Origin of the sequence: Blautia sp. JLR.GB0024 (genome assembly GCF_037000545.1) — a bacterium.
GTDB classification, from domain to species: domain Bacteria; phylum Bacillota; class Clostridia; order Lachnospirales; family Lachnospiraceae; genus Blautia; species Blautia celeris.
Window position 1 is genome coordinate 16,587 of record NZ_JBANBF010000021.1, and the last position, 23,996, is coordinate 40,582.

General features: G+C 48.5%; 22 protein-coding genes, 2 tRNA genes and 1 other RNA gene. 8 read left to right on the forward strand and 17 right to left on the reverse strand.

Annotated features, from left to right (window positions below; translation table 11 throughout):
• Window positions 1–9 precede the first annotated feature (9 nt).
• The 3 genes from dnaX to V8Q34_RS25060 all read right to left on the reverse strand — a co-directional run bounded on the left by dnaX (window position 10) and on the right by V8Q34_RS25060 (window position 3,379).
• On the reverse strand, window positions 10–1,644 hold the full coding sequence (gene dnaX / locus V8Q34_RS25050) for a DNA polymerase III subunit gamma/tau (protein ID WP_335836531.1): 1,635 nt from the start codon (window positions 1,642–1,644) through the stop codon (window positions 10–12).
• Window positions 1,645–1,663: 19 nt separating this feature from the next.
• Entirely contained in the window at window positions 1,664–2,743 is a 1,080-nt protein-coding gene (locus V8Q34_RS25055) for a 6-phosphofructokinase (RefSeq protein WP_033143843.1), read from the reverse strand.
• A gap of 168 nt (window positions 2,744–2,911) precedes the next feature.
• Window positions 2,912–3,379: a hypothetical protein gene (locus tag V8Q34_RS25060; RefSeq protein WP_335836532.1), complete on the reverse strand. Its 468-nt coding sequence runs from the start codon at window positions 3,377–3,379 to the stop codon at window positions 2,912–2,914.
• Window positions 3,380–3,629: 250 nt separating this feature from the next.
• Between V8Q34_RS25060 and ffs the strand changes: the two genes are divergently transcribed.
• Window positions 3,630–3,892, forward strand: an RNA gene (ffs, locus tag V8Q34_RS25065) — signal recognition particle sRNA large type.
• A 72-nt stretch (window positions 3,893–3,964) separates the two neighbouring features.
• Window positions 3,965–4,579 (forward strand): DedA family protein, encoded by a 615-nt coding sequence (locus V8Q34_RS25070; protein WP_335836533.1) that lies wholly within the window; start codon window positions 3,965–3,967, stop codon window positions 4,577–4,579.
• A 156-nt stretch (window positions 4,580–4,735) separates the two neighbouring features.
• Here V8Q34_RS25070 and V8Q34_RS25075 read toward each other — a convergent pair whose 3' ends face one another.
• From V8Q34_RS25075 to V8Q34_RS25085, 3 genes are all read right to left on the reverse strand, one after another.
• The gene (locus tag V8Q34_RS25075) at window positions 4,736–5,593 is read right to left on the reverse strand and encodes a homocysteine S-methyltransferase family protein (RefSeq protein ID WP_033143846.1); all 858 of its coding nucleotides are present in this window, start codon (window positions 5,591–5,593) and stop codon (window positions 4,736–4,738) included.
• Window positions 5,574–6,071: a tRNA adenosine(34) deaminase TadA gene (tadA, locus tag V8Q34_RS25080; protein ID WP_033143847.1), complete on the reverse strand. Its 498-nt coding sequence runs from the start codon at window positions 6,069–6,071 to the stop codon at window positions 5,574–5,576. Before tadA ends, V8Q34_RS25075 begins: the two co-directional genes overlap by 20 nt.
• Window positions 6,072–6,721: 650 nt before the next feature.
• Window positions 6,722–6,809: transfer RNA gene (locus V8Q34_RS25085), tRNA-Ser, on the reverse strand.
• Between the two features lie 147 nt (window positions 6,810–6,956).
• Between V8Q34_RS25085 and V8Q34_RS25090 the strand changes: the two genes are divergently transcribed.
• Window positions 6,957–7,652, forward strand: coding sequence for an anaerobic ribonucleoside-triphosphate reductase activating protein (locus V8Q34_RS25090; protein WP_054353085.1), 696 nt, complete (start codon window positions 6,957–6,959; stop codon window positions 7,650–7,652).
• On the opposite strand, the gene V8Q34_RS25095 is transcribed toward V8Q34_RS25090, so the two are convergent.
• Window positions 7,611–10,184 carry a hypothetical protein gene (locus V8Q34_RS25095; protein ID WP_335836535.1) on the reverse strand — a complete coding sequence of 858 codons (2,574 nt, stop codon included), beginning with the start codon at window positions 10,182–10,184 and terminating at the stop codon, window positions 7,611–7,613. The two genes, V8Q34_RS25090 and V8Q34_RS25095, sit on opposite strands and share 42 nt — an antisense overlap.
• Window positions 10,185–10,359: 175 nt before the next feature.
• On the opposite strand from V8Q34_RS25095, the gene V8Q34_RS25100 reads away from it, so the two are divergent.
• A tRNA-Pro gene (locus V8Q34_RS25100) sits at window positions 10,360–10,433 on the forward strand.
• Between the two features lie 67 nt (window positions 10,434–10,500).
• On the opposite strand, the gene V8Q34_RS25105 is transcribed toward V8Q34_RS25100, so the two are convergent.
• Together V8Q34_RS25105 and V8Q34_RS25110 are read right to left on the reverse strand one after the other, a co-directional pair.
• Window positions 10,501–11,448, reverse strand: coding sequence for an AEC family transporter (locus V8Q34_RS25105; protein WP_033143850.1), 948 nt, complete (start codon window positions 11,446–11,448; stop codon window positions 10,501–10,503).
• A 235-nt stretch (window positions 11,449–11,683) separates the two neighbouring features.
• On the reverse strand, window positions 11,684–12,706 hold the full coding sequence (locus V8Q34_RS25110) for a LacI family DNA-binding transcriptional regulator (RefSeq protein ID WP_052099732.1): 1,023 nt from the start codon (window positions 12,704–12,706) through the stop codon (window positions 11,684–11,686).
• Between the two features lie 226 nt (window positions 12,707–12,932).
• Between V8Q34_RS25110 and V8Q34_RS25115 the strand changes: the two genes are divergently transcribed.
• Window positions 12,933–14,312, forward strand: a complete 1,380-nt coding sequence (locus V8Q34_RS25115; protein ID WP_335836536.1) for an RsmB/NOP family class I SAM-dependent RNA methyltransferase — start codon at window positions 12,933–12,935, stop codon at window positions 14,310–14,312.
• Here V8Q34_RS25115 and V8Q34_RS25120 read toward each other — a convergent pair.
• From V8Q34_RS25120 to V8Q34_RS25155, 8 genes are all read right to left on the reverse strand, one after another.
• The gene (locus V8Q34_RS25120; protein WP_054353090.1) at window positions 14,309–14,620 is read right to left on the reverse strand and encodes a hypothetical protein; all 312 of its coding nucleotides are present in this window, start codon (window positions 14,618–14,620) and stop codon (window positions 14,309–14,311) included. The genes V8Q34_RS25115 and V8Q34_RS25120 overlap by 4 nt on opposite strands.
• Before the next feature lie 32 nt (window positions 14,621–14,652).
• Window positions 14,653–14,796 carry a hypothetical protein gene (locus V8Q34_RS25125; protein WP_335836537.1) on the reverse strand — a complete coding sequence of 48 codons (144 nt, stop codon included), beginning with the start codon at window positions 14,794–14,796 and terminating at the stop codon, window positions 14,653–14,655.
• A 9-nt stretch (window positions 14,797–14,805) separates the two neighbouring features.
• Window positions 14,806–14,967: a hypothetical protein gene (locus V8Q34_RS25130; protein WP_335836538.1), complete on the reverse strand. Its 162-nt coding sequence runs from the start codon at window positions 14,965–14,967 to the stop codon at window positions 14,806–14,808.
• Window positions 14,964–15,575, reverse strand: a complete 612-nt coding sequence (locus V8Q34_RS25135; protein WP_033143853.1) for a GTP-binding protein — start codon at window positions 15,573–15,575, stop codon at window positions 14,964–14,966. Before V8Q34_RS25135 ends, V8Q34_RS25130 begins: the two co-directional genes overlap by 4 nt.
• A gap of 51 nt (window positions 15,576–15,626) precedes the next feature.
• On the reverse strand, window positions 15,627–16,661 hold the full coding sequence (locus V8Q34_RS25140) for a veratrol--corrinoid protein metyltransferase (protein WP_033143854.1): 1,035 nt from the start codon (window positions 16,659–16,661) through the stop codon (window positions 15,627–15,629).
• Between the two features lie 371 nt (window positions 16,662–17,032).
• Window positions 17,033–17,320: a septation regulator SpoVG gene (spoVG, locus tag V8Q34_RS25145; protein ID WP_033142017.1), complete on the reverse strand. Its 288-nt coding sequence runs from the start codon at window positions 17,318–17,320 to the stop codon at window positions 17,033–17,035.
• Window positions 17,321–17,407: 87 nt separating this feature from the next.
• Window positions 17,408–18,523: a glucose-1-phosphate adenylyltransferase subunit GlgD gene (glgD, locus tag V8Q34_RS25150; protein WP_033142016.1), complete on the reverse strand. Its 1,116-nt coding sequence runs from the start codon at window positions 18,521–18,523 to the stop codon at window positions 17,408–17,410.
• Window positions 18,520–19,794 carry a glucose-1-phosphate adenylyltransferase gene (locus V8Q34_RS25155; RefSeq protein WP_033142015.1) on the reverse strand — a complete coding sequence of 425 codons (1,275 nt, stop codon included), beginning with the start codon at window positions 19,792–19,794 and terminating at the stop codon, window positions 18,520–18,522. The genes glgD and V8Q34_RS25155 overlap by 4 nt, the downstream gene beginning before the upstream one ends.
• A 239-nt stretch (window positions 19,795–20,033) precedes the next feature.
• On the opposite strand from V8Q34_RS25155, the gene murC reads away from it, so the two are divergent.
• The 3 genes from murC (at window position 20,034) to V8Q34_RS25170 (ending at window position 23,995) form a co-directional block, all read left to right on the forward strand.
• On the forward strand, window positions 20,034–21,413 hold the full coding sequence (gene murC, locus V8Q34_RS25160; RefSeq protein ID WP_335836539.1) for a UDP-N-acetylmuramate--L-alanine ligase: 1,380 nt from the start codon (window positions 20,034–20,036) through the stop codon (window positions 21,411–21,413).
• A 401-nt stretch (window positions 21,414–21,814) separates the two neighbouring features.
• Window positions 21,815–22,909 carry a DnaD domain protein gene (locus tag V8Q34_RS25165; protein WP_335836540.1) on the forward strand — a complete coding sequence of 365 codons (1,095 nt, stop codon included), beginning with the start codon at window positions 21,815–21,817 and terminating at the stop codon, window positions 22,907–22,909.
• Between the two features lie 96 nt (window positions 22,910–23,005).
• On the forward strand, window positions 23,006–23,995 hold the full coding sequence (locus V8Q34_RS25170) for an ATP-binding protein (RefSeq protein WP_054353095.1): 990 nt from the start codon (window positions 23,006–23,008) through the stop codon (window positions 23,993–23,995).
• Window position 23,996: the final 1 nt, after the last annotated feature.

Sequence of the window (23,996 nt, forward strand, 5' to 3'; positions counted from 1 at the left end):
CAAATCCTCCTATTCTTCCTCTTCCATTTCTTCTACTACTACATCCATGCGGATGTTCTGTTCGATCAAATCATCTACGGAAATCGAGGCCAGCCCCGCAGGGCCTTTATGCTCCCCGCCTGCCAGTAAAAGCTCGATCTCCACGCTCTTTCCTGTTTTCTTCCGGATGATTTCTTTAAGCATGGGTATGGTATCCGGATTGTCCATGCAGATTTTCGCCTGAAAATTTCCAAACTCCACATACAGGACAGGTTCTCCTGTACTGCCGTTGTATTTCGGCGTGGAAGTCAGGAGCATCTGCTGCAGAAAGCCTCTTGTCTCCCGCACTATGGAATTCCAGTTCTTCTTAATATACTGCAGATCCTCAGGAGCTGCCTTCTCAGGCTTTGCCTCCGGCTCTGAAGGTTTTTCCTCCGCTGCGGCATCCGGTACCCCGCCGTATGCCGGTGAACCGTATTCACCTGCCTGTGCCGGTCCTGCCATCACGACACCGTTCTCCAGCTTTTCCTCCAGTACCCGGATTCTGTCAAACAGGGAATCCAGGTTGGTCTCCATAACAGGCTGACAGAGTTTTATCAGCGCGATCTCCACCAGCACCCTCTTCTGGGATGCATAGCGGATCTGGTTGGAAAGCTCTGAAAAAATGCGGATGTAGCGCATCAGTGTCTCCGCATCCAGCATACGGCTCTCCTCCCTGAGAAGCGCCATATTCTCCGCAGAGACATCCACAGCCTCCTCCGGTGCATCTGAAGTCTTCACCAGCAGCAGATTGCGCAGATACCAGATAAAATCCGCCACAAACTGCCCCAGTTCCCTTCCCTGGATGATCAGATCCTCCAGGGTCCTGATAGCGCCTGCGGTATCCTGCTTTACGATCAGCCGCAGAAGCCTGCTGAACACCTGTGTATCCACAGCCCCCAGCACCTCAAGGGCCTTTTCATAGGTCAATGTCTCACCCAGATAAAAGGCGATACACTGGTCCAGCAGGGAGAGTGCATCACGCATGGAACCGTCCGCTGCCTTTGCAATGTAGCGGATGGCCTTCTCCTCCACGTCTGTACCCTCCTTATTCATCAGCTCCGTCAGCCTTGCCGCTATGGTATCCACGGTAATGCGTTTGAAATCGTAGCGCTGGCATCTGGACAAAATGGTGATAGGAATCTTGTGGGCCTCCGTGGTGGCAAGAATGAAGATAACATAAGAAGGAGGTTCCTCAAGCGTCTTTAACAGTGCATTAAACGCTCCTGTGGACAGCATATGAACCTCATCTATGATATATACTTTATAACGTCCTTTTGCCGGACGGTAGGCCACTTCCTCGCGGATCTCACGAATGTTATCGACGCCGTTGTTGGAAGCGGCGTCAATCTCTATGACATTCATGGAGGTCCCCGCATTGATCGCCTGGCATGTCTCGCATTCATTGCAGGGGCTTCCGTCTACCGGATGTTCGCAGTTTACCGCCTTTGCCAGAATCTTGGCAATGGTAGTCTTACCTGTACCACGGGTGCCGCAGAAAAGATAGGCATGGCCGATCCTGTCTGCCTTCATCTGGTTCTTCAATGTGGTTACAATGTGTTCCTGCCCCTTTACATCTTCAAAATCCTGAGGGCGGAACTTCCGATATAGAGCAGTATAGCTCATGAAAATTCTCCTTTTTCAGTTAATCCCCGAAGCTGATGCCAATCCTCTTTGCCGCCTTGATCAGCTGGTCGTCCGGAGATACCATCTTCAGTTTGCCGGCGCATTCCTGAAGCGGGACTTTCTTGATCTTGCCGTTGACGATTCCCACCATGTAGCCGTATTCATCTTTTAAGATCAGGCCTGCGGCTGCGGAACCCATATGGGTGGAGAGCACACGGTCATACGGACATGGGCTTCCGCCCCTCTGCATATGTCCCGGAATGGTGATACGGATATCCAGATCCAGTTTCTCCTTCAGCTCTGCCTCCAGCTTATAGGAAACGGATGGATATTTCTTCGCATTTTCTTCCATTTTCTTCTTCAGCTCTTTCTTGGGAAGCGCTGCGTCCTCTTTGGAAACCGCGCCCTCCGCCACGGCCAGGATGGTAAAGCCTTTTCCGGCTCTGTTCCTCTTCCTGACTGCGTCAGCTATCTTATCAATATCATATGGGATTTCAGGAATCAGGATAATGTCCGCGCCGCCTGCAATACCGGCGTGCAGGGTCAGCCATCCCACTTTATGCCCCATGACTTCCACAATAAAGATACGGCTGTGGGATGCTGCCGTTGTATGGATGCAGTCAATCGCTTCTGTGGCAATATTCACCGCACTCTGGAAACCAAATGTCATATCCGTTCCCCAGATATCATTGTCTATGGTCTTGGGAAGGTGGATGATGTTCAGTCCCTCTTCTCTCAGCATATTGGCTGTCTTCTGGGTACCGTTGCCGCCCAGGATCACCAGACAGTCAAGGCGCAGCTTGTAGTACGTCTGCTTCATGGCCTCAACCTTGTCAAGGCCTCTGTCATCCGGCACACGCATTAATTTGAAGGGCTGGCGTGATGTGCCCAGGATCGTACCGCCTCTTGTGAGGATTCCTGAGAAATCCTTGGCTGAGAGCATTCTGTAGTCTCCGTATATCAATCCTTTATACCCGTCATCAAAGCCATAGACCTCCAGTTCATCCAGATTGGAAGCCAAACCTTTCACAACACCGCGCATGGTGGCATTGAGCGCCTGACAGTCACCGCCGCTTGTTAACAAACCGATTCTCTTCATATATTTCACATCCCATCTTATGATATAGTATTTACTTCAGTCCCCATTCTGGGTTTGGAATACAGACCCAGTCAGTTTCCGCGGTTCTGCTCCCACATATTGCGGCTGGGAGCCTCCACGCATATTTCGGCGAATAAATTTACTCACCTGCATCCATTATAGCTTATTTTATTTTGTACCACAACTTAAAATTTTCTTTTCGGAAAATGCGGGAAAGGCCGAACAGAAGGTATCCCCTGCATTTTTCACTGTAAGCTGAAAAACCACATGTTCGCCCGGCTGCAGCACTCCAAGCTTTAAGGGCGTCCCGGAGGCCCTGCCGCTGTCGTACGAATCACCGGCCTTTGTCAGTTCCCACGTAATCTCCTCCGGTGCCTGTATGGTAAGATAGTATACCTCTTCCTCCGCCCCCGTATTCCGGATGGAAAACACCTGGCTTCGCTCCTCGTCCGGCTCCATATCTTCAAAAGACAGGAAAGGCCGCTCTGTGATGACAAATTCGGGCTGGGCGGTATCCATCTTTTCTGTTTCATTTTCCATCCGGCCGGTTTCCGGAAGGTTTTCTGCGGCTGTACTGTATGTAAATCGGCTCACAGCGGCGCACAGAAGCCATAAAATCATCATTTTTCTTTTCATATGCTTGTCCTCCTCTTATATTTTATGCATAAGGAGGCACTTTATTGCATAAAAAGAAAACGGACAGGTATGCGGCCTGTCCGTTTTCTTTCGTTGAGGAATTCAAATTACATTAACACATTTATGGTCGATATTTATTATACTATACTCCTCTGCTTTTGTAAAGTGCAGAATCATTTTTTTCTCTCTTTTTCATTTCAGCTCTCTTTTTCATTGACAAAACGTCTAAAAACCGATATACTTTTAGATACCGTGCAGCCGGGGAGATAGCGGTGCCCTATACCTGCAATCCGCTACAGCAGGGGTGATGCCAAATCTGAGGGGCTTTCTTTGCGGAGCTGCCCTTTATAAGTGGCGCTGACGTCTGGGTCTTGCGCAACAGAACTCTATGAACCGTGTCAGGTCAGGAATGAAGCAGCACTAAGTAGAATCTTCTGTGTGCCGCGAGGGTGCCTGGGCCGAGTTAACTGTAGAGGTAACGTCCGTGAAGGGGTTTCGAGGTGCGGCGCACGGTGAAAAAGAATAGAATAACCTCCACTGTATCGTCATAAGATGAAAGAGACGATTGCAGCGGAGGTTTTTTTGATGAGTTATTGGATGATGCATATAATGGATGCCTACGGGTATCTGGGGATAGCCCTCCTCATTCTGGTTGAGAACCTGTTCCCCCCTATTCCCTCCGAAGTCATACTGACCTTCGGCGGCTTTATGACTACATATACGAAGATGAACATTATCGGTGTTGTGCTCTCCTCCACTGTGGGCAGTGTGTTCGGAGCCATCCTTCTATATCAGATCGGCCACCTGGTCCCCCGGGAAAAGCTGGAATCTCTTCTGGAGGGCAGGATTGGGAAAATACTGCATTTTAAACCGGAAGATGTGGGGAGCGCCATGGAATGGTTTGACAGCAAGGGAAACTATACGGTTCTCTTCTGCCGCTTTATTCCCATTGTGCGAAGCCTGATCTCCATTCCCGCCGGAATGGCCCATATGAACCTGGGCACCTTTCTGTCCCTGACCACGATCGGGAGTTTTATCTGGAACCTGGTACTCGTCGCCCTGGGAGCCATCGCCGGAACCTCCTGGCAGAAGGCCGCCGAATGTCTCGGCACTTATACCCAGGTGGCCCGTGTCGTTATCCTGGTCTTCGCGCTGGTCGGTATTTTGGTTTACATAAAAAGGCGTTTCCTTCAGAAATGAGGGGAACGTTTTTTTTATGTAACGATTCAGCCAGCTGAATCGTTACGGGTATTCGCCCATTAAAAATCGCTTCGCGATGGGGCAAATACCTGCCGCCACTACTCTTTTGCACGGTCAGCGCAGTAAATGCGCAGACCTGACTGAACAGTTACCTTTTTATTTCAAAATGTCAGCCAATCTCCTGATATATTCCGGTGTCGTTCCGCAGCAGCCGCCGACAATATTCGCGCCGGCTTCCACAAGCACCTTCATGTGCTCTGCAAATTCCCCGGCTCCCATGGAATAGACCGCATTACCTTTATCATCGATCACGGGCATTCCGGCGTTTGGCTTTACAATGACAGGAATGCTGACCTTTTCCCTTATATTTTTCACTACGGAAACCAACTGGTCCGGGCCTGTGGAACAATTGATGCCGACAGCATCTGCGCCCATCTGTTCCAGTGTCTCCACTGCATCATAAATATTTCCGCCAAAGAATAAGCTGCCGTCAGACTCCACGGTCAGAGTGCACATAACCGGCAGTTCGCACACTGCGGCAGCGGCATCTATGACTGCCATCACTTCATCCACACCCAGCATGGTTTCCGCAATGAGCAGATCCACACCCGCATCCGCCAGGACAGCGATCTGCTCCCTGTACGCCTCAAACAAGATTTCATAAGGCACATCCTGTTTGCCGGTGGTGGTCAGGTCGCCTGCAATGTAACACGCATCCCCGACTGCATCCCTGGAAACGCGCACAAGTCCCCGATTCAATTCCTCAACCTTATCCTCCAGCCCATGATTGGCAAGACTTATTCTGTTCGCTGAAAATGTGGAGGCGTAGACAATTTTGGAACCCGCCTCACAATACTCCTTCTGCAGTTTCTGCAGCACCTGCGGGTTCTCGTAAACCCACTGTTCGGAGCAGACACCTCTGGGCATCCCTTCCTTCATGAGATTCGAGCCTGTGGCCCCGTCTAAAAGCAATGTTTTGGCCTGTACCAGTTCCCTAAATTCCTGTTTTGTCATGACATTTCTCCTTTGCTTTTGCTTTCTCTTTTCTCAATTCCCGGAAGAATCCGCTCAGCATATCACTGCACTCCGCTTCCAGCACGCCGCGTTCCACTTCTGCCTTATGGTTAAACCCCTCCATCTCCAGCAGGTTCAGGACAGAACCTGCACACCCGGCCTTGGGGTTCATACTGCCGATGACCACTTTATCAATTCTGGCCTGTATGATGGCTCCTGCGCACATCTGACAGGGTTCCAGGGTGACATAGAGCGTGCATCCCTCAAGCCTCCAGTCCCCCAGCTTTTTGCTGGCTTTCCGGATGGCATTCATCTCTGCGTGGGAGGTGGTATTTTTATCTGTATTTCTTCGGTTATAGCCTCTGGCTATTATTTTTCCTTCATATACGATCACACAGCCAATGGGAACTTCCCTAAGGGCGTACGCTTTTTTCGCTTGCTTTATGGCTTCCTTCATAAACTTTTCCTGTGTATCCATTTCACGATCCGCCTTCCTGTATGATTCCGTCCGCATTGCGGGACAACGGTCTCTGGCCGTTGTTTCTGAATTATACTACACTCCGCTTTTGTAATGCAATAGCCAAGAACGGCCCAGTATAAAAGTCTTTCCCATTTCTTTCATAAATTCTTCAAAAATTTCAGAAAAGCTTTATTGTGCTGTCATAAATTCCTCACATTTCTTGGATATACTGTAATTGTCAGCAAGGAGGACGGCGGCAGGAGCCGGACCTCACAAAAAAGCCAACTGACTTATTTATATAGATTTTTCTTTTCCCTCCCTCTTTTGCCGGTACTTCGCAGAGTACCGGCTTTTTCCTGTCCGAAAAGAGTCTTTCGTTTCTTCTTCAGATTCTTTTTAAATATTTTTAAAATGCTTCAGAAAAGCTTTATATCCTTGTCACAGAATCCTCACATTTGCAGGTTATACTTTAATTGTTGTTGAAGAAGACAGCAGCTGCATTACAGTGATATATGTGGCTGCCGGGCTTCGCCTAATAAAGCCAACTGACCTATTTACATAGATTTTTCTTTTCCCCCTCTTTTGCCGGTACTCGCCAAGGTACCGGCACTTTTCAGCTGTTGGAAAAGGTAAACAAAAAACCCGCTGGTTATGCGGGTTTAAGACAGCGGAGACGGTGGGATTCGAACCCACGTGCCGGTTACCCGGCAACTTGATTTCGAGTCAAGCTCGTTATGGCCGCTTCGATACGTCTCCATACCTGTTCATTATAAAGCCAGCCTGCTTTCCGGTCAAGTACAAATGTGAGTTTTCCCTGGTAAAAGCCCACTGTGTATAGTAAAATATAAAGTATCAGCAAAGGACTTACGGTCCTGCCCAAACGATACCTAAAGGGGGATTTTTATGCCAATCAATGGTTTCAACAAAACAACGCTTCTGGATTATCCCGGCAAAATAGCTGCCACCATTTTTCTGGGAAGCTGCAATTTCAGGTGTCCCTTCTGCCATAACAGCGGGCTTGTCCTCTCACCCGGAGAACAGCCGGTCATTCCCACGGAGGATGTGCTTAAAGTTCTGAAAAAACGCCAGGGCATTCTGGAGGGGGTCTGCATCACAGGAGGAGAACCCACCCTGGACAAAGATATCTTCTGCCTTATAGACAGGATAAAGGAGCTTGGCTACCCGGTCAAGCTGGATACCAACGGCTCTCATCCCTGGATCCTGAAAAAACTGATCAACAATAAGATGGTAGATATGGTCGCCATGGACATCAAATCCTCCAAAGAATCTTATGCCAGAGTTGCAGGCAGCAAGCATCTGGACTTAAAACCAATCTGTGAATCCGTGGATTTCCTTATGTCCGGCAGTGTCCCCTATGAATTCAGGACAACCGTAGTCAGGGAGCTGCATACCCAGGAAGATTTCCGCTCCATCGGAAACTGGCTTGCCGGGTGCAGCGCCTACTACCTCCAGGCCTATAAGGACTCCCCTGAAGTCATAAGGCCTGGATTCAGCAGTTATTCCAAAAGGGATTTGGATTATTTCTGTCTTATCCTGTCAAGAACGATTCCTGCGGTTTATATCCGGGGTATCGATTAAACGGTACCAGTAGCCAAAGCGCGGCATGGCAGCTTTGCCCTGCGTTTTGGCTGCCTTGAAGTTGGGGAAGCCGAACATACCTGCCATGAGACATTCCTGCCGGTCATAAACACCCGGAACACCCAGTATGTACCGGCCGTCATCTCTTCTTCTGCCCAGGAGCAGGTAATGATAACGGTAATATCCATGTCTCAGAAAATTGTTGTTCATCAGCCCCCTGTCTCTTCTGGCAAGTATCCGCAGCTCCGCAGGTGTTATCTGTCTGCAGTCCACAATCTCCCCGTCTGAAAACGGAGCAAATACGGCAGGCTGTCTGGCGGCCTGTGCGGACTGCCCGTGAAGCTCACCTTCCTCCGGACTCTGTACCTTCTTCTCTGTCACTTCTTTTTCCATCTGCCTCATGTTGCGGATGGCATCCTCATCCTGGTCCAGTTCTTCCAGAAGGTTCACTGCATCCTCCTCACGGTCACCTGCCGGGTTCCACGTAGACTGCTCTGCTGCATCCGTACTGCCGGATGCTTCGATCCGCATTTCACTGTCCGGATACTGGTCCCTTCCGAAGATTTCATGATCAATCGTTTCCCGGTACAATTCTTCTTCTGTGTATGGAGGCCTCTCCATGTCCGGGGCTGTGATGTCCGGATTCCGGTCTGTGTCCGGCATTGCAGTATTCCTGTTCTGGTTCATATCCGGCATTGTGGTATTCCGGTTCTGGCCCATATTCGGTACTGCTGTGTTCCGGTTCTGGTTCATATCCGGCATTGCGGCATTCCGGTCCTGGTCCATATTCGGTACTGCTGCGTTCCGGTTCTGGTTCATATCCGGCATTGTGGTATTCCGGTTCTGGCCCATATTCGGTACTGCTGCGTTCCGGTTCTGGTTCATATCCGGCATTGCGGCATTCCGGTCCTGGTCCATATTCGGTACTGCTGTGTTCCGGTTCTGGTTCATATCCGGCATTGCGGCATTCCGGTCCTGGTCCATATTCGGTACTGCTGTGTTCCGGTTCTGGCCCATATTCGGTACTGCTGTGTTCTGGTTCTGGCCCATATCCGACCGTGACGGTTCCATAACCGGCTGTACTGTATTTTCTGTCCGTGAAGGGGCGACCGGCTCCATTCTCTGCTCAGATTGTTCCTCCTGTCCTGTTTCCGGTTCATCCTCCTCATAATGCTGTGGAAAATAAGTTCCCCTCTCATTTATACGAGGCGGCATGTAAGGGTCCCCCTCTGTCCGGGACGGCATTGCCTGCCTTCCTTCCTCTGTTTCAGAAGATTCATTGGAACGGTTCTCCTCCATGCGTCTGCCCGGCGCGGAAGTCTCATTATCCCGTCCTATGACTGGTGGATAGCCCCAATCCCGGTGGCCTGCATTCGAGGAATTACTCCTCTCTTCCCGGTTTCTATCAGGAGTATTCATACCTCCCTGTCTGAATGTATTGGACGGATATCTGCCCTGCCAAGGAGTGTCATCCATGGAATTATTCCTTCCGGCTCGGTTACCATCCACAGCATTATTTCCCGCTTCCCAGTCCGCCTCTATGGCATTCTCCCTCTCTGCGCGGTTTCCTCCCACGGCATTGTTTCCCGCTTCCCAGTCTGCCTCCATGGCATTTTCTCTTTCCGTGCGGTTTCCTCCCATGGCATTGTTCCCGTCTGCACGATTTTCCTCCATGGCATTGCCTGTCTCTGCACGGTTTCTTTCCATGGCATTCCCTGCTTCTGCACGGTTTCTTTCCATGGCATTCCCTGCTTCTGCACGGTTTCCTTCCATGGCGTTCCCTGCCTCTGCACGGTTTCCTTCCATAGTATTTCCTCTCTCTGCACGGCCAGCATTCGTTGAATCCGTTTCTATTTCCACTGTTGTGTCTGTGCGGTAATCCATTTCCTCCAGATTATCATCCGGGCTCTCCCCGCTGAACAGATTAACTGTCTCTTCAGAATGCTCCGCTAACGGCAGGGAACCCTCTTCATCGTCCAGAGCAACTGGCCCCTCTGCTTCCATGAGCGCCTCCGCTGCTGCAACACCCTCCGGCAGTTCATCCTGCACAGCCTCCGGTCCTGTCTCCAGCTCCTCTTTCTGCATATTATTATTTGTCTCAGTGGCTCTGTCCGCATTCCGGGATCTGTCCTCCTGCATTCTCGGGAGCCTGATTTCTTCCAGGCGCACAGGACGATCATCCCACCCTGTACCATACATGATTCCATCTCCGGTCAGCATGACCAGACCGCTCAGGTCGTTCAGTCCGTACGCAGTGCCTCCCATTCCCTGATCCGGTACTTCCGTCTGAAACTGGACCGTATCACCTGCCAGGTCACATTCTCCAAGATAAATGCCTTCGCATCCATCGCTTTTTCTCACAAACCCGTAAATGTTACAGGGTGCCTCCTCTTTTCCATAGATTCCTTGAATCCGATAGTTCATGCGGCACTTACCATCCCGGGCCTCTACTTTGATAAATCCCTTCCCATTTCCTTTCTTTCCATCCGGGTACTCATATACATACGCAACAAATCGCCGATATCCAGCCAAATTTTCTTTCTCCAATACCAATTATTCCGTAAAGTATATGAGCGAAAAAAACATTTAGAACTCTGCATAAAACCCGGATGAAAAAGTTTTTGAAAAAAATGCAAAAATATGTTGACATTTCTGCCGCCATTATATATAATAACAAATGCTGAATGACACAGCCGAAACAAAATAACGAAGCGTGGCTCAGTTTGGTAGAGCGCTGCGTTCGGGACGCAGAGGTCGCGTGTTCGAATCACGTCGCTTCGACTTTCAGCAGAAGCATCGGAAACGTAAAGTTTCCGGTGCTTTTTTCTTGCCCAAAAACAAGGACCTCTCAATTGAGAAGCCCCATCTGTCTCAGTATAAATATAGTGACAAACAATGTAAATATAGAAACAGCACTGCTGAAAACCACAAGCTGCCCTGCAAGCTGTTCATCTGCTCCCGCCTGCTGGGCCATGATATAGCTTGACACCGCGACCGGTGTCTGGTAAGCCAGCAGTGCCGCCAGCAGGTCTGAATTACGATATCCCATTGCAACCACCATAGGAATAAAGATAAGTGGCAGAATCACCATCTTGACCGCAACTACCCCTCCGGCAATTTTCAAGTTCCCCCTCACTTTAGAGAAATCAAAGTCTCCTCCCAGGATCAAAAACGCAATGGGTGTCGCCAGTTTTGCCAGATCATTCAGCGTGGTGTCTGCAGCCTTGGGAAGTTTAAAGCCCAGAAGCGAGGCAATGATTCCCAGAACCGATGCGATGATCAGCGGATTTTTCAGAATCCCCACAAGAACCTTCTTAAAGTCCCGCTCCCTCTTTCCTCCGAAAAAGGACAGCGCAATCACTGCCAGAAAATTATACATGGGCACCAGAACCGCGCTTAAAATAGCGGCAGTCACTGTATTGGCCGAACCATACATATTCTCCACCACCGCCACTCCGAATATGACGTAGTTGCTCCTGAAAATCCCCTGGATCACCACGCCCTGCTGGTTTTCCTTTTTCACAACTTTAGGTACAATGAGACATAAAAGAACAAATAAAAGAAGCAGACTACCTGCCGCAAAAAAACAAAGCCCGCCCTGCATCTGCTCCCTGATGTTACTCTGATATATATTTTTAAACAGCATACAGGGCAGAAATACTTTAAATACAAGGGAATTTGCTTTTTTCAGCAGGTCTTTGTCTGCAAGATCCGTATAATTAGCTATCGCGTAGCCTATCACCATCAGGAAAAATAATGGGGCGATGACATTAAAAGACAATATGATATTTTCCATTTCTGTTCCTCCCGGCGGTTTTATCCGCATGATTGTCTATTATACGCCCTTCTCTCTGCCTGCACAATTCCCTTCCCGCACGGTTTTAAATATTTTTGCTGTCACCCTGTGACCTACTTCCGTGACGATTCATTGCTTCATTATGTCTTACGATCAGTGAGACAGCGCTTTTACTTTCTTTCACCTCTTTTTTACCCATACGGAAAAGGGCTAAAAAACAGAGGCCTGAATAAAATCATTCAAGCCTCTTCACACTTTCCCTTTCACTTAAACTGGAAGGTATGGCGATCTTCATATGCGGCGTTCCGCTCTCCAGCAGTCCCCGCCTCAAAAGTTTCACTGCCTCCTGGGCCATCTCTTCCAGATGAATGCTGATACTGGAAAGCTGTGGCTGCATCAGGGTTGCAAGTACTGTGTCGTTGTAACTCAAAATGCTGAAGTCCTCAGGTACCCGGTACCCCATCTGCTGCACCCCCTGCATTACACCAATAGCTGTGGCCTCATTAAAGGTAAAAAATGCTGTGGCAGGATTTTTTTCTTCTTTCAGGTAAGCACTTGTCTTCTCCAGCACATTGGCTGCCTCCCTGTCAGTGTCCAGATAAACCGCCTTTAAGTCTTTTCTGTAATACTTCATGTACTCCCCGAATATTTTTCTTCGTTTTTCCGGCGCGTCATTGCCCATGGAGTCCGTTGACATCAAAGGACCCACAAATGCAATGGTTTTGTGGCCCATTTCAGCCAAATAGTTCACCCCCTGATGAATCCCCACCTGGAAATTCGGCACCACAGAGCTGAACCGCTCCTCATACGGTGAAGAGTCCAGAAAAACGATCTGGTTCGTCCACTGCTCCATGGCATGAATCTGCCTGGCGCCAAACTGCCCCACTGCTATAATTCCGTTCAGCCCTGACTGGCTGTTGCTCTTATAGCATTCCTCCTCCTCATCGTACTGAAGGGTGACCGTCTCAAATCCCTCCTCAAAACAGCTTTTATCCAGGCTGCTCTTTAGATAAAGATAATAAGGGTCCTCCAGCTTCATCTGGGAATCCATCATTTCAATCATTCCGATTCTGAGCTGTGCTGCTTTCTTACGGCTGCTTCTGACACTCTTACTTTCGTAGTCCAGTTTGCCGGCCACCCTCAGGATTTCTTCTCTGGTACTGTCAGTCACACTGAGGGAGACATCATGATTCAGCACTCTGGAAATCGTAGCTATGGAATAACCGGTCAGCTCAGAGATTTCTTTTAGTGTAGCCATATCACTCACTCCGCTTATCTTATGGTAATTTTACTTGTTTTGCCCTTGCCTTTTACTTAATTTAAATCATATCATTTTTACCTTTTATTTACAAGAAAATACGAGCAGACTGGCAGGAATCAGCATATTACACAACAATGCCGTCAGGGATTTTCCAGTGGCGCAATAAAATCCTTCATGCTATAATAAGGCCAAAACCACGCATTCTGCGAAAAAGGAGACAGCTATGATCGAACAGCTCCCAAAAGCTTTCCTCAGCCGCATGGAGGACATGCTTCAGGATGAATATACTGCGTTTATAAAAAGCTATGAAAATCCAAGACATTTCGGCCTCAGAGTCAATACACTGAAAATTTCCGTGGAGGAATTTCTCAAAATAAATCCGTTTCATCTGACACCTGTTCCATGGACAGAAAACGGCTTTTACTATGAGGAGGCAGACCACCCGGCAAAGCATCCCTACTATGCCGCCGGCCTGTACTATCTGCAGGAGCCCAGCGCAATGGCTCCCGCCGCGCTTCTTCCCGTCACGCCGGGGGACTATGTACTGGACCTCTGCGCAGCCCCCGGAGGCAAGGCCACAGAACTGGGTGCAAAGTTAAAGAAGGAGGGTATGCTGGTTGCCAATGATATCAGCAATTCCCGTGCGAAAGCCCTGCAGCGAAATATTGAACTGTGCGGCATCACCAACACGTTTATCACCAATGAAATACCCGCATCACTGGCTAAAGCCATGCCGGAATTCTTTGATAAGATCCTGGTCGACGCGCCCTGTTCCGGGGAGGGAATGTTCAGAAAAGAACCTGCGGTTGCAAAAACATGGGATGAGGACAGACCCGACTTCTTTGCAAAGCTGCAGCGGGAATGTGTCTCTGCCGCCATTTCCATGCTGAAGCCCGGCGGGCTGATGCTCTACTCCACCTGTACCTTTGCGCCGGTTGAAAATGAAGGGACGGTTTCCTTTATCCTGGAAGAGTATCCGGAAATGGAACTTTTGGAGATTGACGGATATGAAGGATTTTCCCCCGGCAATCCGGAATGGGGAAATAAAAATCCCGAACTTGCCAAATGCCTTCGTATTTTCCCTCACAAAATGGACGGGGAAGGACATTTTATGGCACTTATGAGAAAGAAAGGCAGCTCCCGGCAGACCATATCCGACTTCGGTACAAAACCGGATAAAGAGGCACAGAAGCTGCTGTCTGAATTTTTCGCGGAGAAAGATATTCCTTTCCCCGCCAATCGCATAGAAGTGCGCAGCAGCAATGTATATTGTCTGCCGCCTGCGGATAACCGCTTCAGGGGAATCCGCTTTCTCAGAAACGGACTGTTTCTGGGTGAGTTAAAGAAAAACCGTTTTGAACCATCCCAGCCGCTGGCACTGGCCCTGAAAGCCCATGAATTTCCCTCCTGCCTCAGCCTTTCCCCGCAGGACGACCGCATTGGACGTTATCTGAAGGGAGAAACCCTTCTGGTGGAAAAAGGGGAGTGCACAAAGGAGAAAGGGTGGCAGCTCATCTGTGTGGATGATTTCCCCCTGGGTTTTGGAAAGCTGGTAAACGGCACATTAAAAAATAAATATCCTGCCGGATGGCGTATACATTAATTTTCATGGAGCTGCCTGTCCATGTCCCCGAACATATCCCGGACAAGACTGAGCAGTTCCTCCTCTTTCACAGCAAATACAATGGCAGCCATGTAAAGAATCAGCTCAGGCAGATTGGATTCTTTTTTCATTACGGTCCTGTCTGTCAGGGAATACATTTCCACGTACCTGATTTCCACTGAGGTCTTGATATGCCCGATAATGCCGCCGCGGCTGTCTATCTCACCTGCCAGCGCCTCCATATACTCTGTGAGCAGTTTTCCGGCCCTGCCCCTGTCCGCTGCTGTGTGGTACTCTGCCGAAACCACAACAGCATTGTCCTGCAGAAGGGACGTTACTTTCAGTTTTTCTTTTTTCTGCGTACATGAAAGGCATTGACATGCTTCGTCATGATGATGTTCGTGTACATGATGACCGTCCCCGGCATGATCGTGACCGCACGTTCCGTGACCTTCCGCTGTATGATCATGTCCGCACGTTTCATGACCTTCTGCTATATGGTCATGTCCGCACATTTGTTGACCTTCCGCTGTATGATCATGTCCACACGTTTCATGACCTTCCGCTGTATGATCATGTCCGCACATTTGGTGACCTTCTGCTCCATGGTCATGTCCATGTTCATGCTGCCTCTGCATATTTTTTTCATCTTCAATCATTATCCGTCACTCCCATCACCATATCCCACACATGTTCCTCCACATGGCCGACTGCTGAGGTAGCGATCCGCGCGGCATTCGGGTTCATCTCCGCAATATCCTTCTCCACTGTCCTGAGCACATCCTCGGACACCAGATCTGCCTTATTCATGAGAACTACGTCTGCACGCTCTGTCTGCCCCACAAAAAGTTCCCGCATGGCATTCAGAAGCCGTTTCCATCTGGATACATCCACTACCGTACAGACACGTGATTCCATTCCGATCCCTGCCGCCAGGTTATCCTGTATCAGCCCCGGATATGCCAGACCCGTTGTCTCCACGATCAGCCAGTCAGGAGTATACTGCTTTTCAATCTCATAGGCAGCGGAGACCAGTTCTCCCGCCAGAGTACAGCAGGCACAGCCATTGAAGAGATTCTCCACGTTAAATCCGTTTCCCCGCAGAAGCTTGTCATCTATCCCTTCTCTTCCCACCTCATTTTCCAGGATCACCACTTTATAGGCACTGCCTGACCCGGAACTGTCCACCAGATAGCGGGCAAGCTGGAGGAGGAGCGTTGTCTTACCTGATCCCAGAAAACCGCCTAATATCAATACCTTCATTTATCATCACTTCTTCCTGCATCACTGCCGTATCACTTTTCATGCGATGCATCACTTTTTATAGAACGCATCACCGTAACGGAATACTTCATCAAACAAGATACCATTTTTTCTTATTACTTCGGGATCATCGATTGCCCCCAGATATCCGCCGCACCAGCAGAAACCGCCGCCCGGTGCCAGGCGGTCCATGGTATCCCTTACAGCCTGCCGTATTTCCTCTTCTGTCACATTCGGGTCAGCCAGATGGTCGCGCGGGTCGAATCCACCCATGATCACCAGTTTGTTGCCGTACTTCTCTTTGATTCCCGTCAGGTCATTACAAGTCTGCGCCGGGTCCCAGGCATTGACGCCGATGGAGAGCCAATCCTCAATGAAAGGTTCTGCCTTGCCGCAGTTATGCATGGTAATGGGGATTCCCAGATCACGCCCGAATTTTGCCTGTCTGTTGTGGAAGGGCAGTACCAGGTCATGATACATCTGCTGGGAGATAAAAGGAGCTCTCCAGGCAGCCGTGTCATCCATAAGGGTCAGCACATCAGGCTTCACATAACCGATGATCTGCCGTGTGATCTCCGTATAAAAATCACACATGTAGTCAAAAAGCGCGTATACCTCCTCCGGTTCCTCCGCCATGGCACAGAGACCTTCCGTAAATCCCATGAAAGCCATCAGGTTCTGGAAATATCCCACGTGAAGATTCAGGGCTATGGCTGTATCCTCCCGGTTTACCCCCTGGCGGTAAAAACCCTCCAGTTGTTTTTTCGCCATGGCTTCCCAGTCTACACCTTCCAGGGAAGGTGCTTTGATCACATCGCGCCACTTCGTAATGTCATCCAGGATAAATTCGCCGGGTTTTGGAAGCAGGGCATTTCCGGTCTCTCTTGTGGGGACATAGGTAACACCCCAGCAGTCCTTGCCGCCTCCCTGAAAACGGAAATACGCCACGATTTCAGGCTCCAGCATACAGGATGTACAGGGTCTGGTCATATTGGGCATAGGGCCGAAACTATAGGTCGGAACCCACTCCGGCTGTTCTCCCCGCAGAGTCATGAGATAATTGGTCTTCTCTGTCATTTTTGCCATATTGTATCCTCCTTCTTGTGATCAGATGCTGCCCGGCATCAAAATCACATATGCGGCCGGACAGAACAATGAACTTTTCTGGTAACTGTTCAGTCAGGTCTGCGCATTTACTGCGCTGACCGTGCAAAAGAGTAGTGGTGGCAGGTATTCGCCCCATCGCGAAGCGATTTTTAATGGGCGAATACCCGTAACGATTCAGCTGGCTGAATAGTTACCTTTTCTGATTCTATTGTATCTTTTCTCCTGACTCTTCACTACGTCTGCGGGGTACAAAAAATGACTTTCTGCTCCTGCCACTTTTGTACTTTTCATTTTCCTTTGCACAGCGCAAAAAAAGCCGCCTGCAGAATGCAAACGGCTTTTTATACTTTCTATGCTTCAGCTTCAGCTTCCACAGGTTCCTCGGCGAGCACCTGTTCGTATTTTTCCAAAATAATGCCCTGGATTCTTTCACGGGTTTCAGAGTTAATCGGATGTGCGATGTCCCTGTACTCACCGTCGGTTGCTTTACGGCTGGGCATGGCAATGAACAAACCTTTCTCCCCTTCGATAACCTTGATGTCATGCACTACAAATTCTTCATCGATTGTAATGGAGACAACAGCTTTCATCTTACCTTCCTTCGCAACTCTTCTTACTCTTACATCTGTGATGTTCATAAAAACCTTCCCCTTTCATATGCCATTCTTAAAAAGTCCTGCTTATGATGTCACTGCACCCTGCACACTTTTTACTTGTGTATTTTCTTATAGTACATAACGCTCGTTCTTCTCCACTACGATCTTAATGCCGTCCTCACCGCAATAGTAGGAATTGGCACGGATCGTATCACGGCTCTCCACGATACAGTTCTCAATGTGGGTATTATCCCCCAGATACACGTCGTTGAGAATAATGGAATTCTTGATCACGCAGTTATTGCCTACAAATACTTTCTTAAACAGAACAGAGTTTTCAACCTGTCCGTTGATGATACATCCGCTGGAAACCAGACTGTTCTTCACATCTGAACCGGGATTATATTTTGCCGGAGGCAGATCATCAATCTTGGACTGTACTCCAGGGTACTGATTGAAGAAGTAATCTCTTACTTTTGGTTTCAGGAAGTCCATATTGGTTCTATAGTAAGATTCCACAGTGGAAATGTTGCTCCAGTAAGTATTGATCTTATAGCCATAGATTCTCTTCAGGTTCTTATAACGGATGAGAATATCTTTTACAAAATCATATCTGTCTTCCTGTGCACATTTTTCCAGAAGCTCAATAAGCTGTCTTCTTCTGATCACATAGATACCGGTGGAGACAGTATTGGTGCGTGTAACCATGGGTTTCTCTTCAAATTCTTCGATTCTGCTGTCCTCATTCATTTTCAGGCAGCCGAATCTGGTAGTGTCATCCCCATACACATCTGTACAGACAACTGTAATGTCCGCGCGCTTTGCAATATGGTACTCCAGAACTTTATTGAAATCCAGCTTGTACACACCGTCGCCGGATGCGATCACCACATAAGGCTCGTGGCTTGATTTGAGGAAATTCAGGTTCTGGATCATGGCATCTGCTGTGCCTCTGTACCAGAAGCTGTTGTCAGCAGTAATGGTCGGTGTGAAGGTGTAGAGACCTCCCTGCTTTCTGCCGAAATCCCACCATTTGGATGAGCTCAGATGCTCATTCAGGGAACGGGCATTATACTGTGTCAGAACCGCAACTTTTTGAATATGGGAATTTGACATGTTGCTAAGCGCAAAGTCTATGCTGCGGTAACTTCCGGCGATGGGCATTGCCGCAATCGCTCTTTTCTGTGATAACTCTCTCATTTTATTGTTATTGCCGCCGGCAAGAATAATACCTATTGCTCTCATGCTGTCTCACCTTCCTTATTCAATGTTTCGCCGCTCTCCAGTATGCCGTCCGGATAGTCTTCGCCGGTTGTCTCGCCAACAATGGCTGTATTCTTGCCGATCTTCACATCAGACGGAATTACTGTGTTCTCTCCCACAGTTACAAGGCCAAAGGAGTAAACGCCCGGTTTTTCCTTGTTCGGAACCTCCTCGCCGATACCCATGACTACATTGTCCCCCACTGTGACATTCTCAGCAATGATGGCCTTGTCTATCACACAGTTTTCACCGATAAAGGACTGTTTCATGATAATGGAATCGCGCACAACTGCGCCCTTTTTAATAACGACGCCTGCACCAATAACGGAATTATGTACCTCGCCGTATATCTCAGTTCCCTCTCCCACTATACTTCTCTCCACCACAGCGTCAGCGGAAATATACTGCGGAGGAATAATATCACTCTTGGTATAAATCTTCCAGAACTCTTCATATAAATTAAATTCAGGAATGATATCGATCAGCTCCATATTGGCTTCCCAATAGGACCCCAGTGTTCCGACATCTTTCCAGTATCCGTTGTACTCATAGGCAAAGAGGCGCTGGCCTTTTTCCTTGCAGTACGGCAGGATATGCTTGCCAAAGTCACATCCGGGCTGGTCTTTCAGTGCGAGAAGGGCTTCCTTCAGTACCGGCCAGCTGAAAATGTAAATACCCATGGATGCCAGATTGCTCTTCGGATGCTCCGGTTTCTCCTCAAAATCCGTAACGCGTCCTGACTCATCTGTGATAGCAAGACCAAAGCGGCTTGCCTCCTCCCACGGAACAGGCATACATGCCAGTGTGACATCAGCTTTGTTTGCTTTGTGGTAATCCAACATTACCTCATAGTCCATTTTATAAATGTGGTCGCCGCCCAGGATCAGCACATAATCGGGATTGAACTCCTCCATATATGCCATGTTCTGGTAGATAGCGTTTGCAGTTCCTGTATACCATTCCGTATCCGTCTTCTTCTCGTATGGCGGAAGAATGGATACGCCCCCAACATTCTTATCGAGATCCCACGGAATACCGATGCCGATATGAGTATTCAGGCGAAGCGGCTGGTACTGTGTAAGTACACCTACGGTATCAACTCCTGAATTAATGCAGTTGCTCAGCGGGAAATCAATTATTCTGTATTTTCCCCCGAATGTTACTGCGGGTTTTGCGACCTTTGCAGTCAGTACGCCTAATCTGCTGCCTTGTCCACCTGCGAGCAACATTGCAATCATCTCTTTCTTAATCATGCAATCACCTCTTGTATATTCTATGATTTTTCTATTATACCACATTAAATCATAATTGTGAACAATTTTAACAATTTTTTTTCGACTTTACTTTAGTTTTTGTGACATTTTACCTGCCTGTTACCAATTCTGTAACTGGGGGTTTCATTTTCTACTCTTTTTAGGTATAATAAACGCAAACAGTGTTCCATTGACACTGCCCCATATAATAATAAAGAAGAGAAAGGAAGCACAACCTTATGTATCAGATAGATTTTAATAAGCCGCTGCACATTCATTTCATCGGCATCGGCGGCATCAGCATGAGCGGCCTGGCTGAAATCCTTTTAAAAGAAAATTTCCCCATATCAGGTTCAGACTCCAGAAAGTCGGAACTGACTGTCCATCTGGAGATCCTTGGCGCCACTGTCCGCATTGGCCAGCGCGCTTCCAATATCACAGATGACATTGAACTGGTTGTCTATACAGCCGCCATCCACGAGGACAATCCGGAGTTTGCATGTGCCCGCCAAAAAGGGCTCCCCATGCTCACAAGAGCGGAGCTTCTGGGACAGATCATGAAGAACTATGAAATACCTGTGGCTGTATCAGGCACACACGGCAAAACCACCACCACTTCCATGATTTCACACATCCTGCTGGAGGCTGATGCCGACCCTACGATCTCTGTGGGCGGAATACTGCCTGCCATTCACGGCAATATCCGTGTGGGCCGGTCAGAGACCTTTGTCACAGAGGCCTGTGAGTACACCAACAGCTTTCTGAGCTTTTTCCCCAAGATCAGCATCATCCTGAATATTGACGCGGACCATCTGGATTTCTTCAAGGACCTGGACGATATCCGCCATTCCTTTAAGCTGTTTGCAGAGAAGCTGCCCGCTGACGGAACCCTGATCATCAGCAGCGATATTCCGGATTATGAGGAGATCACCAAAGACCTTTCCTGTGAGATCATCACCTGCGGACTGGAGCACACGGCTGATTACATGGCCAAAAACATTACCTTTGATGAATTTGCCCACGCTTCCTTTGACTGCGTAAAAGGTGATGAGGTGCTTGGCCGGTTCTCTCTGTCTGTTCCCGGAGTCCACAACGCTGCCAATGCCCTGTCTGCCATAGCCCTTGGTGAAAAGCTCGGCCTTTCCATGGAGGATATTCAGAAAGGACTTCTGCACTTCGGCGGCACTGACAGGCGTTTCCAGTACAAGGGCAAAGTGGGCGGCGTCACCATCATCGACGACTATGCCCATCATCCGACAGAAATCGCCGCTACACTGCGCACAGCCAAGAATTATCCGCACAGAACAACCTGGTGTGTCTTCCAGCCGCATACGTATACCAGGACAAAAGCCCTGATGCATGAGTTTGCGGAGGCCCTGACACTGGCCGACAAAGTGGTTCTGGCTGACATATACGCTGCGCGGGAAACCGACAACCTGGGAATCTCATCCAGAAATCTGCGGGATCTGGTGGCCTCCCTTGGTACAGATGCGTATTATTTTTCCACATTTGATGAGATAGAAGAATTTTTATTAAAAAATTGTATCCACGACGATTTGTTGATAACTATGGGTGCCGGAGATGTGTATAAAATCGGCGAAAACCTGTTAGGAATGTAAAGTTATCCACATTATCCACATGCTTATACACATTTACTCCAGAATAAGCATGTGGATTTTTTTGGGTATAAGCCAGTTAACATAATAATGTTACATAATTTGATGTAAACCTTTAAAATCCCTATCTTTTCGACATTTTTCGGTTGCCAATAAAAATACTCCACTTTTTTATCCACATTATCCACATTTCCCACAAAGTTTTCAACACATCTAAGCAGACGCCTCTCCTAAAAAATGCATATTCTCTTTTCAAAAATTATATGTTATACTTACAAAAGACGGGGAAACACTTACTTGGGCGGACCTTTTTTACATGTCTGCGCCGGGCGTACATGAAAAGTTGTTTTCCTGTTTGTCGTGCCGGAATCTTTTCGGCTAACTGGATTTCAGGATAGAAAAGGATGTTAGACATGGGACAGTTCATCATACATAATGATTTTCCCGGAGACTTTACTTTTGTCTCCAACTATTTTCTGGATACTTATATGCCGCAGGCCAACGGAGAATTTGTCAAAATATATCTCTGGCTTCTGCGCAGTGCTTCTGTATCCGGCACCGCTCTGGAGCTGTCATCTATTGCCGATATCTTTAACTGTACGGAAAATGATGTGCTCCGCGCATTAAAATACTGGAAAAATACAGGCGTCCTTGATGTGACCTTCGACGGACGCGGTAATTTAAAAGAACTCCGGCTGTGTTCCCTCACGGGCGGAGCTAAAGCTGCGCCGGCCAGGCCTAATACGGCTCCAACGGCCAAAGCTCTGTCTCCGGCTGTGCCCGAGGCGGCAGCCTCCAGGGAAAAAGTACAGCCTTCCGGGCAGAAGGCCCTGTCTCCCGACAAAGTAAAAGAACTGTCCGGCCGGGAAGACGTGATTGAACTTCTGTTTATTGCGGAACAATATCTGGGGAAGACCCTGACTCCCACAGAGATCAACAAGCTCCTGTACTTTTATGAAGAGCTGCATTTCTCAAAGGATCTGATGGAGTATCTGATCGAATACTGTGTCTCCAAGGGAAGCCGCAGTATCCGCTATATCGAAACCGTGGCTCTTGCCTGGGCAGAGCAGAAGATCACTACTGTAGAACAGGCCAAGCAGGAGACCAATACCTATAACAGGAATTTCTTTGCGATCCTCAAGGCTTTCGGCATCAAGAACCGGAACCCTGTGGATGAAGAGATCCGTTATATGAACCTCTGGCTCAATGAGTACGCCTTCACGCTGGATGTCATATCCGCGGCCTGCAGCCGTACTGTCATTGCCACAGGACAGCCCAATTTTGCCTACGCGGATTCCATTCTGCACAACTGGCAGAAAAAAGGCGTCAGACATCTGTCTGATATAGACAAGCTGGACGAGGACCGCCGTCAGCAGAAGGCCGCCAAGGCCGAGAACAGCGCTGCACGTCCGAAACCGGCACCATCTAAAAATAAATTCAACAACTTCCACCAACGCACCTACAATGTGGACGAACTGGAAAAGCAATTACTGAAATAGCGGAGTAACGATTCAGCAGGCAGGTCTGCGCATTTACTGCGCTGTCTGTAAGAATACTGAACAGTTACACAACGGAACGCAATTAAGGAGAGTACTGTGTCGCTGAATAATTTCCAATACGATGCGCTGATGCGCGCATACAATGAGAAACAACTGAATCACAAGCATGAGCAGGATGAACACATCCGGCAGGCTTATGATAAGATTCCACGTCTCCAGGAAATCGACGGAGAGATCGCATCCCTGAGTCTGAAAAAGGCAAGGGCTCTGCTGCTCCCCTCACCCAAGGATGACTTTGACCTCTCCGCCGCCATTGCGGAGCTGTCCGAAGAGCGGACCGCCCTTCTGCAGATCCACGGCTATCCGCCTGACTATCTGGAACTGAAGTATGACTGCCCGTTCTGTAAGGACACCGGCTATGTAGAGAATCAGAAATGTTCCTGTTTTAAGAAAGCCGCTGTAGATTTACTGTATATACAGTCCAATATCAGGGAAATACTTGAAACAGAGAACTTTGAGAACTTTTCCTTTGAATATTATCCTCAGGACATCACCAACCCTGCCACCGGCCTCAGTGCACTGGAGACGGCTCAGGACGCAGTGGATAAGGCCTGGGATTTTATTGACCGTTTTCAGGAGCATCCGTGCGGCCTGTTTTTCTACGGCGACACAGGTGTGGGAAAGACCTACCTCTCCCACTGTATTGCCAAGGAACTCATTGACAGGGCGTATTTTGTGCTGTATTTTTCATCCTTTGACCTCTTCGACCTGTTGGCGAAGAATACCTTCCAGAAGGATGCAGCCGCCTCTGATGTGGCCGGGTTCATCTATGACTGCGACCTGCTCATCATTGACGATCTGGGAACCGAGCTTACCAATAATTTCGTGGCAAGCCAGCTTTTCTGCTGCATCAATGAACGCATCATGAACCATAAATCTACTATCATTTCCACCAACCTTGCCATGGATGATTTTCTGGAGACATATTCCGAGCGTATCTTCTCCAGGATTTCCAGCAATTACACCATGCTGAAGCTGGTCGGAAACGATATAAGAATCCAAAAAAAACTTTTAGGAGGAAAGTAAA

Excerpts from the sequence above, each read along its gene's own strand:
- dnaX (WP_335836531.1), bottom strand. The coding sequence starts at position 1,644 with ATGAGCTATACTGCTCTATATCGGAAGTTCCGCCCTCAGGATTTTGAA.
- V8Q34_RS25055 (WP_033143843.1), bottom strand. The coding sequence starts at position 2,743 with ATGAAGAGAATCGGTTTGTTAACAAGCGGCGGTGACTGTCAGGCGCTC.
- V8Q34_RS25060 (WP_335836532.1), bottom strand. The coding sequence starts at position 3,379 with ATGAAAAGAAAAATGATGATTTTATGGCTTCTGTGCGCCGCTGTGAGC.
- V8Q34_RS25070 (WP_335836533.1), top strand. The coding sequence starts at position 3,965 with ATGAGTTATTGGATGATGCATATAATGGATGCCTACGGGTATCTGGGG.
- V8Q34_RS25075 (WP_033143846.1), bottom strand. The coding sequence starts at position 5,593 with ATGACAAAACAGGAATTTAGGGAACTGGTACAGGCCAAAACATTGCTT.
- tadA (WP_033143847.1), bottom strand. The coding sequence starts at position 6,071 with ATGGATACACAGGAAAAGTTTATGAAGGAAGCCATAAAGCAAGCGAAA.
- V8Q34_RS25090 (WP_054353085.1), top strand. The coding sequence starts at position 6,957 with ATGCCAATCAATGGTTTCAACAAAACAACGCTTCTGGATTATCCCGGC.
- V8Q34_RS25105 (WP_033143850.1), bottom strand. The coding sequence starts at position 11,448 with ATGGAAAATATCATATTGTCTTTTAATGTCATCGCCCCATTATTTTTC.
- V8Q34_RS25110 (WP_052099732.1), bottom strand. The coding sequence starts at position 12,706 with ATGGCTACACTAAAAGAAATCTCTGAGCTGACCGGTTATTCCATAGCT.
- V8Q34_RS25115 (WP_335836536.1), top strand. The coding sequence starts at position 12,933 with ATGATCGAACAGCTCCCAAAAGCTTTCCTCAGCCGCATGGAGGACATG.
- V8Q34_RS25125 (WP_335836537.1), bottom strand. The coding sequence starts at position 14,796 with ATGAAACGTGCGGACATGATCATACAGCGGAAGGTCACGGAACGTGCG.
- V8Q34_RS25135 (WP_033143853.1), bottom strand. The coding sequence starts at position 15,575 with ATGAAGGTATTGATATTAGGCGGTTTTCTGGGATCAGGTAAGACAACG.
- V8Q34_RS25140 (WP_033143854.1), bottom strand. The coding sequence starts at position 16,661 with ATGGCAAAAATGACAGAGAAGACCAATTATCTCATGACTCTGCGGGGA.
- spoVG (WP_033142017.1), bottom strand. The coding sequence starts at position 17,320 with ATGAACATCACAGATGTAAGAGTAAGAAGAGTTGCGAAGGAAGGTAAG.
- glgD (WP_033142016.1), bottom strand. The coding sequence starts at position 18,523 with ATGAGAGCAATAGGTATTATTCTTGCCGGCGGCAATAACAATAAAATG.
- V8Q34_RS25155 (WP_033142015.1), bottom strand. The coding sequence starts at position 19,794 with ATGATTAAGAAAGAGATGATTGCAATGTTGCTCGCAGGTGGACAAGGC.
- murC (WP_335836539.1), top strand. The coding sequence starts at position 20,034 with ATGTATCAGATAGATTTTAATAAGCCGCTGCACATTCATTTCATCGGC.
- V8Q34_RS25165 (WP_335836540.1), top strand. The coding sequence starts at position 21,815 with ATGTTAGACATGGGACAGTTCATCATACATAATGATTTTCCCGGAGAC.